Genomic DNA, 13,752 nt, shown 5'->3' with positions numbered 1-13,752 from the left:
TATCTCAACCCCTAGCTACCGTTTCTTTTTCACGTACAACGTATTCTTTTGGAGCTTCTTCTTCACGTAACACACGAAGTGCTCCTTCTGCTAACGCTTCTAACTCATCTTCGCCTGGATGTACGATAACATCTGCAATCCAGTCCACTCGCTCTTTTATTTCATCGACAAGAATTTTACTGTATGCCAGTCCACCAGTTAATACGATTGCATCGATTTTCCCGTGAAGTACAGCGCTAGCTCCGCCAATCTCTTTTGCAACTTGATATGCCATTGCCTTATAAATAAGAGTTGCTTCAGGATCACCTTTTTCAACCATTTTCTCTACTTTAATCGCATCATTTGTACCGATTAAACTTACAAGTCCACCTTGTCCGACAAGTTTTTTAATCATTTCATCACGGTAATACTCACCAGAGAAACACATTTCTACTAGTTGCCCTACTGGTACTGTACCAGCGCGCTCTGGACTAAATGGTCCTTCTCCGTTTAAACCGTTATTCACATCGACTACTCTTCCTTTTTTATGAGCACCAACTGTAATGCCACCGCCCATATGTGTAACTAATAAATTTAAATCCTCGTATTTGTGATTTAACTGTTCAGCTACTTTACGAGCAACTGCTTTTTGATTTAATGCATGGAAGATACTTTTGCGTTCCATACCAGCAATGCCACTTATACGAGCAACCGGCTCCATCTCATCTACAACGACAGGATCCACAATGAATGCAGGGATATTTAATCCAGAAGCAATTTCATATGCCAAAATGCCTCCAAGGTTTGAAGCGTGATGACCGCTAAAGCCATTTTTCAAATCTTCTAACATCGCATCGTTTACTGTATAAGTACCGCCTTCGATTGGACGAAGTAATCCACCACGTCCACAAACAGCGTTTAATTTTGAAATGTTAATACCATGAGAATGTAGAACTTCTAAAATCGTTTCTTTTCGAAACTCATATTGGTCGATAATTCGCTTATATTTTCCAATCTGTTCTACGTCATGACGAATCGTTTCTTCTAGAACGGGTCTTTCATTATCAAAAACACCAATTTTTGTGGATGTACTACCTGGGTTAATAACAAGAATTCGATTTACAGACAATGTTGCTACCTCCACTAATAAATTCAAAAGGAAGCGGAAACCTCATAAGAGGTAACCACACCTTTTGTAAAAGTTATATATGAATGATTAGCGACGGCTAATAATATCGTGACCGTTGCGTAAGTAAGTGCTACGAGAATTTTTCAAGCTTGCAATGCGCTCTTCAGCTAGACGATCTGCCGCTACATAAGTTGCTATGCCATCGCGTTTTGAAATTTCGATTACTTTTGCAATCGTGTCATAAATAGACTCAACACGTTTTAGTGCACGTTCTCTATTGTATCCATATAATTCGTCTGCTACGTTAATTACGCCACCTGCATTAATTACATAATCTGGTGCGTATACAATACCCATTTCATGAATGATGTCACCGTGACGATCTTCTTTTAATTGGTTATTTGCAGAACCTGCGATTACTTTTGCTTTAAGTTGTGGAATAGTTTCATCATTAACTGTTGCGCCTAATGCACATGGTGCGTAAATATCGCATTCAACACCGTAAATTTCATTTGGTTCAACTGCTGATGCACCGAATTCTTCTACAGCACGTTGTACAGCTTCTTTATTAATATCTGTAACGATTAATTTTGCTCCTTCAGCGTGTAAATGTTTGCATAGATGATATGCTACGTTACCAACGCCTTGAACAGCAATTACTTTTCCTTCTAAATTGTCAGTACCGAAAGCTTCTTTTGCAGCTGCTTTCATACCACGATAAACACCGTATGCAGTTACTGGAGATGGGTTACCAGAAGAACCGAATGATGGTGAGATACCTGTTACAAAGTCAGTTTCTTCGTGGATAATATCCATATCATCTACTGTTGTACCAACATCTTCAGCTGTAATGTATCGTCCGTTTAGTCCTTGGATATAACGTCCTAGTGCACGGAACATTGCTTCACTCTTATCTTTACGAGGATCACCGATAATTACTGTTTTCGCACCACCTAAGTTTAAACCAGCTGCTGCGTTTTTGTATGTCATCCCTTTTGCAAGACGCAATGCATCTTCAATCGCCGCTTCTTCAGAATCATATGTCCACATTCTTGTTCCACCAAGAGCCGGTCCAAGTGTTGTATCATGAATTGCAATAATTGCTTTTAAACCAGATTCTTTATCTTGACAAAATACCACTTGCTCATAATCATATTTTTCTAAGTATTCGAAGATTTCTAATGTCATTGTCGTTTCCCCCTAATGTTTTACCCTTTTTGGTTTATTTTGAAGCAGTCGCAACTGCCAATGCTAATGAATATACTTTTGTTTCTGCTGAATCAGCACGAGATGTTAAAACAATCGGTGCTTTTGCGCCAGCAATCATTGCTCCTACTTTTGCATCCGCAAAGTATACGAGTGATTTATATAGCACATTTCCAGCTTCAATCGTTGGGACGAGTAAAATATCTGCCTTACCTGCTACATCACTTACTATGCCTTTATGCTCTGCTGCAATTTGTGATACTGCATTATCTAAAGCAAGTGGTCCATCAACGATACAATCTTTAATTTGTCCGCGGCGATTCATTTGTGTTAACATCGCTGCATCAATTGTCGCCTGCATCGCTGGATTCACAACTTCTACTGCTGCAATTGGTGCCACTTTTGGCAAGTCGATTCCTATTGCCTGGGCAACTTCTACAGTATTTTGTATAATAGCAGCTTTTTGTGTTACATCAGGTGCGATGTTCATCGCTGCATCTGTAACGAAAATAAGACGATCATAATTTGGAACTTCAAATGCTGCTACATGTGAAAGTACGCTACCTTTACGTAGGCCCCACTCTTTGTTTAACACAGCCTTCAAAATATTCGCTGTTGGGATGTTCCCCTTCATAAGCACGTCTGCCTCACCATTTCTCACAGCTTTAACAGAAAGTTCTGCAGCCTCTGCATTAGACATTGCTGCAATCACTTCAACATGTTCTGAAGTTTGTAAACCATGTTCTTGTAGCATCCCCATTATTTTCTCTTGATTTCCATATAGACGAAATTGAGCTAGCTGTAATTTAATTGCTTTCGCTACAGCTTCAATTACTTCATGATCTTCAGCTACTGCTACAGCTACAGTTTTTTTAGGCTGTCCCGCTGCTTGATCAATTAAGTATTCTAACTTCATATTTTGTAATCAACCCTTTCCGTCGTCCCTCATCTATTTATAAAGCAAATACCGTGCCAACTTTTAAAAGTGGTCTTACCAATAATGAAAACGCATTCAAAATGCAGTAAAATCAATACTTTGGAAAATAACAAAAGATTCTGTCTTATTTTGTCGCTTTTTGTATACCATGCAATAAATTGCACAGTACGCAATTTATTGCATGCTATTTTTTGCATGGTCATACTTTTCTAGCTTATAATATAAATTTCGTACGGAAATTCCTAACGCTTTTGCAGTTTGTGTTTTATTCCCATCAAATCTCTCCAAATATTCATGAATAATATTCCCTTCAAACTCTGTCACTAAATGTTCAAGTGGCTTTTCTTCTAATTCAGGTAATAAATGAGATTGCTTTGACTCCACCTGCTCTTCGTTATGTAATGGTGGTAAATGTTGTACATCAATATATATCTCGTTATAATTCATAAAAATAATCGCTCGTCCTAAAATATTTTCAAGTTCTCTCACATTCCCTGGCCATTCGTATGATTGTAAATATAAAATAGCTGAATCAGTGAGCCCTTCTACATTACGACCATAATCTTGATTAATTTTTTGAATCAACCTGTCCGCAATTTTCGGTATATCTCCTTTACGTTGACGAAGAGATGGAATTTGAATTGGAATTTTATTTAATCGATAATATAAATCCTCCCTAAACTTCCCTTCTAGAATAGCCTTTTCTAAATTCACATGTGTCGCTGCAATTACTCGAACATTAATAGGTATCGCTTTCGTTCCACCAACTTTTACAATTTCTTTTTCCTGCAATACACGAAGGAGTTTCGCTTGTGTATTTGCAGATAACTCCCCTATTTCATCTAAAAAAATACTACCGTTATTCGCTTCCTCAAAGAACCCACGTTTCCCGCCTCTTTTCGCTCCAGAAAACGCCCCTTCCTCATAACCAAATAATTCACTTTCTAACAACGTCTCCGAAATGGCCGCACAGTTTACACGGACGAACTTATTGTATTTTCGATTACTTCCATTATGGATTGCATGGGCAAACAATTCTTTACCAGTCCCAGATTCACCGCGTAACAGTACCGTTGCCGGTGTATTCGCTCCTAGCTTCGCCTGTTCGATAGCTGCAGTTGTTTCATCTGAATTTCCGACAATATCATCAAAAGAATATTTCGCTTCTAATGTGCGAATGATTTGCCTCGCTCTATTCAATTCATTTGTTAACTTTTGAATTTCCGACACGTCACGGATAACGCCGACGCTTCCTTTCAATATTCCATCCACAATAACTGGCGCTACGTTTACAATTACATCGCGCTTTTTTTGCCCAATCTTCATATGTATTCCGCGCACCGCACGACGCGTTCGAAGTACTTTCATATGCATACTTTCGCCTTCTACAATATCAGTTGTAGCAGGCTTCCCAATAATATCTTCTTCTGTTAAACCCGTTAATTTCGTATATGCCGGGTTAATGACTAAACCTCTTCCTTTTTCATCCACAACCGAAATCGCTTCTTCAGATGAGTTAATAATCGCCTCTAATAGTGTTTGAATTTCTTTTAAGTCTGTAACTTCTTCCGCTAAATCTACAACTTCTGTTATATCTTTAAAAATTGCAAATGCCCCTTGTACCTCTCCGCCCTCTTTTAATATCGGTATACGCGTTGTAATAATTTTCTTTCCATTCTCTAATGTTAGTTCATAATTTACTTCTATTTGTTTCGTACGTATAATGCGAAGTAATTTACTAGTCGGAATAACTTCTAAAATATATTTTCCTATCGCCTCTTCTTTTTTATATCCGATAATACGCTCTGCACTTTTATTAAAAAGACGAACTTGTCCCTCTTGATCAATTACGATCATGCCGTCATGCGTAGAATTTAAAATTAATTCTCCTTGTTGCGTTTGTTCCTCTAACCGCCCAATTAACCCTTCCTTCTCATGCGCTAATCCTGTAACAATTTTTGCAATATCACCTGGTATAAGAAGAGTGTCTTTTTTCTTTTTTTCCAATAAAACTTTATGTACATCATCTTCACCTGTCATATCAAATATTACATCGATATGCATAGAAAGAAATGGAGTTACACTTTCTCCAATTGCAATTCCATATTCCTTAGCAATTTGTAATCCTTTTGCCAACGGATTTATATCAATAATCCCTATAATTTGAAATATATTCGAACTATATAACAGATTCAGCAGTGCGCTCCCGCCTTCACCTGCACCAACAATTAATACTTTTTGTTTCATATATTACACTTCCTCTCGAAGTAACTCTGCAAATTTTTTCACACCCTTATCTTACTCGTTCAACCCCCTCTTGACAAACCCCCTTTTCATATAACATCATTAAAATAAACAAAATAATCTGAAAAGGAGCGTTTATATGCAGCGTTACCTTGCTCTATCATTAGCACTCATCCCTATTTCATTAGCTGTGTTTGGTATAAAGTTAATGAGAGATACTGTATTCGGGATTCTATTTCCACCAATCTCTATACTGTGGTTACAATTTTTAATCGGCGCTCTCTGCTTCGGGCTCGGGTTTTATATTTTTGGTGGCTTCGTCGTACACCGAGATCGTAAACGAAATAAAGTACAAGCTCGCTTCAGAAGATAGGAATGCCCCACTATTTATAAATAAAAAAATGAGACCGTTACACGCGGTCTCATTTTTTTATCGGCAATAACGTTCTTGCCGTTTCAGGGTAATCAGTAATAATCGCCGATATATTCATATCAAAATATTTACGCATAAGCGTTTCTTCATTAATTGTATAAGGGCGAACCTCTACACCACTTTCCATCGTTAGTTCAGCAATAGCATCTTGAAGGTAACGATAATTCGGATGTACTGCTGTAGCCCCCATTTTTTTCGCGTATGCCCACGGACTATGCAAACCTTCGCGATATAAAATTGCAGTTTGAATATCAGGAGCCATCATATGGCACCGTTTCATACTGTAGTGATTAAACGAAGAAAATACAACGCGATCCTCTAAACTAAATTTCCGTACAAGCGTTATAACTTCTTCCTCTAAACCTCTGTATGGAATTTTATTATTTTTAAGTTCAATATTAAGTAGCAAACTCGTTTGTTCAAGCCACTCTAATACCTCTTCTAAAAGTGGTATTTTACAAAAACCTACTTTATCACCAAATTTATAACTTGCATCTAACTTACATAAGTCCTCATATACATAATTCCGAACCGCACCTTTTCCATTTGTAGTCCGGTCCACCGTTTCATCATGAATGACGACAACTTTTCCATCTTTCGTTAATTGAACATCAAGTTCAATTCCATCCGCTCTAAAAGACTCAGCCGCTTCAAATGAAAGCATTGTATTTTCTGGGTACGTTCCAGCCGCACCACGATGCGCAAATATAAGAGTCATCCTCACTCCCCCAATCTTATGCTATACTATACGAAAAAGGAGGTACTTCTATGAGACCATTGCAAATTTCTCCAGATACTGCAGTCCGCTTATCAAAAGCACTAGGTGTTCCACTTGAACAACTCATGCATATGCCGCAACACATTTTAATTCAAAAGCTAGTTGAATTAGAAAAACAAAATAAAGACGAAGAATAATACAGTCCTGTTTTGCAGGGCTTTTTATTATTTTCTATTATATCACGGATGACTTCCCTGCTAAAATCCTTTAACAGATGTGCTACGATGCGATTTAGCCGTTCCTTTATTATTTTTGTTACAAATCATAAAGAAAGCAGACTATTTATTTATAAGCCCCCATTGCGTCCTTAAACACGATCATAAAAAACTAGAAGCCCTTTATATTATTTTTTATTGAACGTGCGGAGCATCCCCTGATTCGTATAGTTCTTTCGCTTTTTCCTCCCCGAATGTAGTTAAAATATAATGTTGCTCTTCTACCGCATCCATCGCTCTAGTTGCTTTACAAACGTTATCTTCTTGAACATCCGAGAAATAATTGTGATCTTCTACAATTTTACTAAAATCTTTTTGTGCCCATCTATTAGCAATTGCTAATAGCTCATTTTTCTTCGAAAAGCTACTCTTATTTATGATTTCTTTTAATTTTTTAGCATTATTTTGAATCATTGGGATAGAGCCCGATTTTCGTTCTGCCACCACTTTTTGATGAGTCATGCGATGCATCGCTGTAATGACTTCTCTTTCAGTAGAATTTTCAGTAACATACACATCAACAAAGACCCCATCTACCTCTCTACCTACTATTGTTTGGTCTTCTTTTTTATCTATTTGAGCGCTCACTTCTTTATCTACTGGATTATCGGCAAGTTCTAACATCCCAAATGTAACTGCAATAGCAAGAACTCCCATAGCTGCTACTATTCCTAGCCAAGTTGAAATTTTATTTTTCATTCCCCTTCCCCCTATCTATATCTATTTAATTGTCTTATAAAAAAACTCACTTACATGTAATATTACTAAAAATAGGTTTTATTTTCCATAATATCAAATAATCTCTTTTTCTAAACAAAATAAAAAAACCAACGAATTATAACATTCATTGGTCTTTCATTAAAAAGTTTATTAGTTTTAAAATTACTGTCGAGTATAGAGTTCCAGCATGCATCGGTTTTACTAAAACAAAAACCCTTTTCTACTTCTACTCTCAGCTAGCTTTATGTTCAAGTCTCAGCTTATCCGCAACCATTGCGATAAACTCAGAATTCGTAGGTTTTGCTTTTGACATGGATACTGTATAACCATCACTATATCAAGGCATTGTATATTTCATAACAATTATTAAAAACTTCTATTTATTGGTTAGAAGTGTAGAATTTATTGCTTATCTAAATTTAATTGTATCATCTATCCAAAATACCTTCAATACTAAACCAAGAATCAGCCTTCCTAACAAATGTTATTTTTTGTGTAGTTAATCCTTCATTTCCTTTTCCACATAATCTAATAGTTTACTTGCACTGACTTCTTCAATATCAAACCCTGTACTAGATTCAATTTTCTCAAAAATACTCTTACCCTGTTTTGTACTTATCTTTTTAGCACCGGAAGTACTAACATCATAATATAATTCTTGCTTTTCACCATAAATATCCTTATATTCCACTTTGCAATACGTTTTAAATTCACCTCCACCTATCTCGAAGTGGTAATTGCTTTTTTTTGCTTGTTTTTGTTCAAGGGGTTCCTTCAGTTTCGAAAATTCTCTTGTTACCTCGATTATCTTCTTGTTGTTTCCCTCTTTGAAGAATTTATTATCATACGTAACTATTTCCTTTTGCAAAGCCCCTGTTGTAAATCCAAAGTAATAATTTTTTATCGGAACTACGATATGCTTTTCTACGTCATCTTTACTATAATCCCATACACCAATATCAAAGAAAGTAAGCATCTTTGAATCAAACTCTTCCATTAGCCCACCTTCATTATGAATAGCTAAACTCTCTCTAATTGCAAAGCCATTTTCATCGGTTTCGTAATTCCCTTTAAAATTAATAAGAGGTCTTTTTTCAACTTTTGTAATTTCCATCTGTTGTTCCATAAGTTTATTTGTAGTACTTGTTATTACTACCGCACTAATAGAAACTAACAGTGCCATAACAGATATCATTACTTGACCTAGTTGATTTCTTGGCATAAAGGCCCAAATCGTTCGTTTATTCTTTGATTTCTTTCTGTTACTCAAATCTTTCATCTCCCATATATAATATCTAGAACTTATATAATAAGGAAGATATTATTTTTAAAAGCATTACACTTAAAAATCTATATGATTACACTTACACTTTACTATTTATATAAACTCCAAAGTAAAAGTATTTGGTAAATAATTACGTCCTACAACTTTTCCATTTATGATATCTTCAAAAAAATGTAATTTAACCTCAATTTCACCGTTATTTATATGTATTTCTTTAATACTTTCAGTAATAATTCGACAAACAAGCTGTGTATTCACTTGAATTAAAGTATTCAATATTTGTTCCTCAACGGTTAAATCACCATTCATCCTATCACTATTAGGACAGTACTCAAGTACTTTATAATATTGATTTTCTAAATGCACTTTAAAGTTATATAACTCTATATCATTCATATAATTTACGCAAGAATACAGATAACGATCATCTATATATTTATATTTCGGTTTGTTATTAGTAATACTCTGTATAGGAATTCTTTCCGAATGTAGCCATTCACTAAATGTCCTCATCCCCCCTGCTAATTGCCATAAGACATCACTAAAGAACTTATTTTTTTCACAATGAAACAAATCATCCTTATACTTCATTTTTTCAATAATACAATAGCTAACAAGCGGTTCTTGCCATATTGGATATTCCATATGTAATGTAGGTGTAAAGAAGTAATCTGATGGTAAATTAAATATTGTTGTCGCCCTTAAAATATGTTCTAAAGTAGGAAATAGCTTCCCCTCAAAATAATCATCTATACGATGATTTTCAAATCCTAAAAGTCTTGCAAATTCTAACTTATTATACTTAACTTGATGTCTATAAAGTTCATTCAACTTATAACCAAATTCGTTTGATGTAAAAACAAACTCTCCTTTAATATATTTTTCAAGTTTTATTGCTAGTGAATCCGAACGTTCCTTATTACGTTCTAATATCATTAAATCCGATTCTTTAAACTCATACTCGCCAGCATTGTTTATTCGATGCCCAATCTTTTCGAAATCTTCTCTATTGGCATTTACACTTCTCGTATTTCTTCTTACATAAATTGTATTCTCTTGAACAATTGCCTTTTTCGGTCCATTCAAAGTTTTCGGTGATACATTTATTTTATCACTTTCATGTATATACATAATTCCAAGAGTTAGTGCTTTGTCTTTTTGTTCATACTCAAAGTAGAATAGACTAAATCTTATCGAATATCCTAGCGTCGATTCAATTTTTTCTCCTAGATTCGCCTCATCTATTTCTTCTTCTATACCTACCAATTCAAGTGTTCTATCCTTTACCCCTAAAAGTAAATATCCACCACCACTATTAGAAAAGGCTAGTACATCTTTTACAAACGAATAAAAATTCTCTTTTGATTTCACATGTAAATCTTCTTTAAAATCCCACCGGTCATCTTCTCGTCCTGTTCCATACATTTCAAAAAATTGGTGTTTACTCACTGACACGATTATCTATACTCCCTCTCTGTAAAATTTCTCCTAATCTTAATATAACATGCAATCAAAAAATCATCGATTTATCTTCATTAAACAAATACCTAATTTCACCAGTCAATCCCTTCTCTTAACCTCCGCTTTGCAGACTCAATGGTTCGCCTCACTTTCTCAGGATGATTCACACCATATAAACACCCTAAATCTCGATATGATAAATGTGGACTTTCTAAATATGTTGTTATTAAATCCACTTCAATATCACTACAATACTGTTTAATCAGGAGTTTAATTTCTACATCGCCCTCAATACGAAACGACGAATCAATCTTTTCTAAATCCGCCATAAGGTCAACATTTTGATGATTAGCCTTTCTCTTATCCGTCGTTAATTTCGATTTTACTAGGTTGCAACCTGTACATTCTAATGACTTTCTGATTTTTTCATACAAATAATACTCATCATTCCATGAATGTTCTTGGCAAACATGCCATAACTTCTCCCAAAATATGCTTTCGAAATCATCTCGAAAAATCCGTTTGTTTTTCCATGCATTTTCAAATTTATTAAGAGTAGATCGCATCAAAAACCTTATTAAATAATCATTAAATATGATATAGAAAGCATCTTCTCCTTTTTCCAATCGAAGCATTGCATACTTATCCCACGCCTTTTCTACCGCAAGCACCTGCTTTACTTTTTTATCATCATAAATTCGCTTTATTCGTTCCAACTTATCTTCCTGATGTATTTGAATATGCGTTTTCTTTTCTTTTTTGTATAATCTCATGTTGCTGCCCCCATAATTTTCAAAAATATTTTTAAGTTTGTTTTGACAAAACTACAAAAAATGTTGTATTTATAAATGTCTAAGACAGGAAAGAAACTACCTCTCTCTCTTTCTATTCCTCTCTATACGCACAAAACGTGACACTATATCGATAAAAATTATTTTTCATATGGAATGACGGCACTGAAACACAAAAAAGACAAGGCGTAATAACCTAGTCTTTTTGCATGCATTGTTTATGTAATAACATTTAAAATTTAAAAATTAGAATCAAAAATATTGATAAATACCAAAAATTTCTTTTTGTTAATCAATAAAATTGATATAATATTTTATATAAATATTATAAAAAAGGACTGAACAAGTGAAATGTTTAACGAATTATCTATTGAAACCATAAGTAAGTTTTCCCCCGTCATTGTAGCACTTTTAGGTGCCACTACAGCTGCTTTCATATACATCATTAATCAATTTATTAATGTAGCAACAACGAACGCACTTGACGGACGCTTTAAAGATAAATCTAATCAATTAAAACTGAAGTTTTGGTCTTATACAATAGGCATACTTATAGGAACTCTTGTATATATTATTTATAGCTTTCTCCTCTATCCGGCTTTACACGAATATCGGCACTCTATCTTATTCATTTTGAATGCTATTATATGGTTCTTATTATTTATATATTTCATTATTACCTTAATACCTATAAAACCATTTAAAAGTATAATTAAAACAAACTGGCATTTAAAAGTATTCATTTTTCATATATTAACTAGCATATTATTAATCTTCTCAATTTCATGTGAATATATTATAAACAAACAGTATTTAGCTTTCTTTTTGGATATACCACTTTTGGCTTTTGTATTTAGCCTACTATATTTCTTTATACTCCATAAAATCACTACCGCTAGAAATACAAAATACGAATATGATATTCAGCCTATTTCTGAAGAAACATTTAAGTCAGTAGCTAATTTAAAATATGATTATCAAATGGACGAAAATAGATTAGTCTTCTATAAAGAACTGGACTCGAATGAAAAATTATTCTACGTGTACGATTCTTCTTCTAAACTTTATATGGAATGTAAAAAATTAGCCGAAACAGAAGTGACGCCTGAACAAACACCAAAGCCCCGTAGGACTAGCATCACAATTAATATAGAAAGAAACTCTAATTAACTAAAAAACCGCGATTTCAGTGAAGTGAACCCCGAAAACGGGACACCAATCAAAACACCTAAACCACTTGTTCCCTAAATTCTTTAGGGGATAGGTGGTTTAATTTTTCTTGAATTCGTTGAAGTGAACCCCGAAAACGGGACACCAATCAAAACACCTAAACCACTTGTTCCCTAAATTCTTTAGGGGATAGGTGGTTTAATTTTTCTTGAATTCGCACACAATTGTAGTAATGAATGTATTCTAGCACAATCTTTCGCACAGTTGTGTTGGATACTTTTGTTATCTTTTGTGAATAGAAAGCTTCACTTTTTAAATGACCAAAGAAGCTTTCCATGACGGCATTATCATGGCAATTTCCTCTCCGGGACATGCTGGTGATCATGCCGTTTTCTTTGGCATACGCTTGAAATTCTTTTGCTGTATAAATACTTCCTTGATCCGAGTGAAGAAGGACATCTTTTACTTTTCGCCCTCTCATTGCTTGTTTCAATGTTTTCATCGCTAATGTCAGTGTTTGTGATTCGCTGATGACACAACTAATAATTTCACGATTAAAGGCATCCATGATCGTTGATACATACAAGGTACGCTCTCCAAATAAGAGATACGTCACATCCGTAAACCACTTTTCATTTGGTTTGGATGCATCGAATTGGCGCTCCAATCGATGAGGGGCTACCATTGGTTCCGCACCATTGATATATTTCTTTTTCTTTCGACGCACTTTGGAAAGAATATGATTTTGTCTCATGATTCGTAATACTTTTTTATGATTGACACACAGTCCCATTTTTCGAAGAGTAGCGGTCACTCTTCGATATCCATACCGGAATTTATGCCTAAGACAGACGTCCTTTACTTTTTCTTCTATATCATCTTTCAGATCTTCCGTTCGTTGTAACCAACGATAAAATGTAGAACGGGGTAATTCTAATACGTTACACAAGTCTTTTACCGTTATTTTTGTTTGTACATTTCTCCATAAAGTAACTACAGTTTCTGGTTTCAGCCCCTTTCGATTTCCAGATACTTTCCCCATACAAGTAATTTTGTTTTTAGATGTTTATTTTCTAAACGTAGCTGTTCTAATTCACTGAGCTCTTTTGGTCCTTTTCCATAAGAATATTGTTTTCCTACAGGTTGTTGAAAACGGTACGTTTGATCGGTACGATACCACTTCATCCACGTCTTAATTTGGGAAACATTTTTAATTCCAAGCTTCTCCATAATTGTCCGATTGGAATATCCATCCTTTTTCATTTCAATCACTTTCCACTTTACTTCTTCTGGGTAATGAACTCTTGTCTTCAAACGAAAAACACCTCCAATGAATTTGCATACTTAGTATGCGAATTCAGGAGGTGTTTTTTTCATGTACCACTATTCGGGTTCACTTCATTT

13 protein-coding genes and 1 pseudogene are annotated in these 13,752 nt (G+C 34.9%); 3 read left to right on the top strand and 11 right to left on the bottom strand.

Annotation, left to right across the window (positions count from 1 at the left end):
• Positions 1 to 4: 4 nt before the first annotated feature.
• The 4 genes from buk to ASE54_RS05640 form a co-directional block, all read right to left on the bottom strand.
• Positions 5 to 1,108 (bottom strand): butyrate kinase, encoded by a 1,104-nt coding sequence (gene buk, locus ASE54_RS05655; RefSeq protein ID WP_000115782.1) that lies wholly within the window; start codon positions 1,106 to 1,108, stop codon positions 5 to 7.
• A gap of 87 nt (positions 1,109 to 1,195) precedes the next feature.
• A complete protein-coding gene (locus tag ASE54_RS05650; protein WP_000171355.1) occupies positions 1,196 to 2,296 on the bottom strand; it encodes a leucine dehydrogenase in 1,101 nt (366 codons plus the stop codon).
• 34 nt (positions 2,297 to 2,330) lie between these two features.
• Positions 2,331 to 3,230, bottom strand: coding sequence for a phosphate butyryltransferase (gene yqiS / locus ASE54_RS05645; RefSeq protein WP_000764673.1), 900 nt, complete (start codon positions 3,228 to 3,230; stop codon positions 2,331 to 2,333).
• Positions 3,231 to 3,425: 195 nt separating this feature from the next.
• Entirely contained in the window at positions 3,426 to 5,498 is a 2,073-nt protein-coding gene (locus tag ASE54_RS05640; RefSeq protein WP_000810981.1) for a sigma-54-dependent Fis family transcriptional regulator, read from the bottom strand.
• A gap of 136 nt (positions 5,499 to 5,634) precedes the next feature.
• Between ASE54_RS05640 and ASE54_RS05635 the strand changes: the two genes are divergently transcribed.
• The gene (locus ASE54_RS05635) at positions 5,635 to 5,868 is read left to right on the top strand and encodes a DUF2627 domain-containing protein (protein WP_001190195.1); all 234 of its coding nucleotides are present in this window, start codon (positions 5,635 to 5,637) and stop codon (positions 5,866 to 5,868) included.
• A 49-nt stretch (positions 5,869 to 5,917) separates the two neighbouring features.
• Here the strand turns inward: ASE54_RS05635 and ASE54_RS05630 are convergent, their stop codons facing one another.
• Entirely contained in the window at positions 5,918 to 6,646 is a 729-nt protein-coding gene (locus ASE54_RS05630; RefSeq protein WP_000172594.1) for a glycerophosphodiester phosphodiesterase, read from the bottom strand.
• A gap of 50 nt (positions 6,647 to 6,696) precedes the next feature.
• Here ASE54_RS05630 and ASE54_RS33695 point away from each other — a divergent pair, with 50 nt between their 5' ends.
• Positions 6,697 to 6,843 (top strand): YycC family protein, encoded by a 147-nt coding sequence (locus tag ASE54_RS33695; protein ID WP_001247671.1) that lies wholly within the window; start codon positions 6,697 to 6,699, stop codon positions 6,841 to 6,843.
• 213 nt (positions 6,844 to 7,056) lie between these two features.
• Here the strand turns inward: ASE54_RS33695 and ASE54_RS05625 are convergent, their stop codons facing one another.
• The 5 genes and pseudogenes from ASE54_RS05625 to ASE54_RS05610 all read right to left on the bottom strand — a co-directional run bounded on the left by ASE54_RS05625 (position 7,057) and on the right by ASE54_RS05610 (position 11,160).
• The gene (locus ASE54_RS05625; RefSeq protein ID WP_000791083.1) at positions 7,057 to 7,620 is read right to left on the bottom strand and encodes a PRK06770 family protein; all 564 of its coding nucleotides are present in this window, start codon (positions 7,618 to 7,620) and stop codon (positions 7,057 to 7,059) included.
• A 253-nt stretch (positions 7,621 to 7,873) separates the two neighbouring features.
• Positions 7,874 to 7,969, bottom strand: a pseudogene (locus tag ASE54_RS35630) (sporulation initiation factor Spo0A C-terminal domain-containing protein); the annotation flags it as partial.
• 171 nt (positions 7,970 to 8,140) lie between these two features.
• On the bottom strand, positions 8,141 to 8,911 hold the full coding sequence (locus ASE54_RS05620; RefSeq protein ID WP_000071086.1) for a hypothetical protein: 771 nt from the start codon (positions 8,909 to 8,911) through the stop codon (positions 8,141 to 8,143).
• A 108-nt stretch (positions 8,912 to 9,019) separates the two neighbouring features.
• Positions 9,020 to 10,381, bottom strand: a complete 1,362-nt coding sequence (locus tag ASE54_RS05615) for an ATP-binding protein (RefSeq protein WP_000116558.1) — start codon at positions 10,379 to 10,381, stop codon at positions 9,020 to 9,022.
• 98 nt (positions 10,382 to 10,479) lie between these two features.
• A complete protein-coding gene (locus ASE54_RS05610) occupies positions 10,480 to 11,160 on the bottom strand; it encodes a hypothetical protein (protein WP_001242112.1) in 681 nt (226 codons plus the stop codon).
• A 369-nt stretch (positions 11,161 to 11,529) separates the two neighbouring features.
• Between ASE54_RS05610 and ASE54_RS05605 the strand changes: the two genes are divergently transcribed.
• Positions 11,530 to 12,348 carry a hypothetical protein gene (locus tag ASE54_RS05605; RefSeq protein WP_000481461.1) on the top strand — a complete coding sequence of 273 codons (819 nt, stop codon included), beginning with the start codon at positions 11,530 to 11,532 and terminating at the stop codon, positions 12,346 to 12,348.
• A gap of 157 nt (positions 12,349 to 12,505) precedes the next feature.
• On the opposite strand, the gene ASE54_RS05600 is transcribed toward ASE54_RS05605, so the two are convergent.
• Positions 12,506 to 13,662 (bottom strand): IS3-like element ISBt2 family transposase gene (locus tag ASE54_RS05600; protein WP_085960238.1). Its coding sequence is split into 2 segments (ribosomal slippage): positions 12,506 to 13,410 and positions 13,410 to 13,662, totalling 1,158 coding nucleotides; the frame shifts between segments, so codons are not numbered across the junction.
• Between the last annotated feature and the right edge of the window lie 90 nt (positions 13,663 to 13,752).

This window comes from Bacillus sp. Root131, assembly GCF_001429475.1.
Classification (GTDB): domain Bacteria; phylum Bacillota; class Bacilli; order Bacillales; family Bacillaceae_G; genus Bacillus_A; species Bacillus_A thuringiensis_S.
This window is presented reverse-complemented; position numbering and strand designations above follow the sequence as displayed.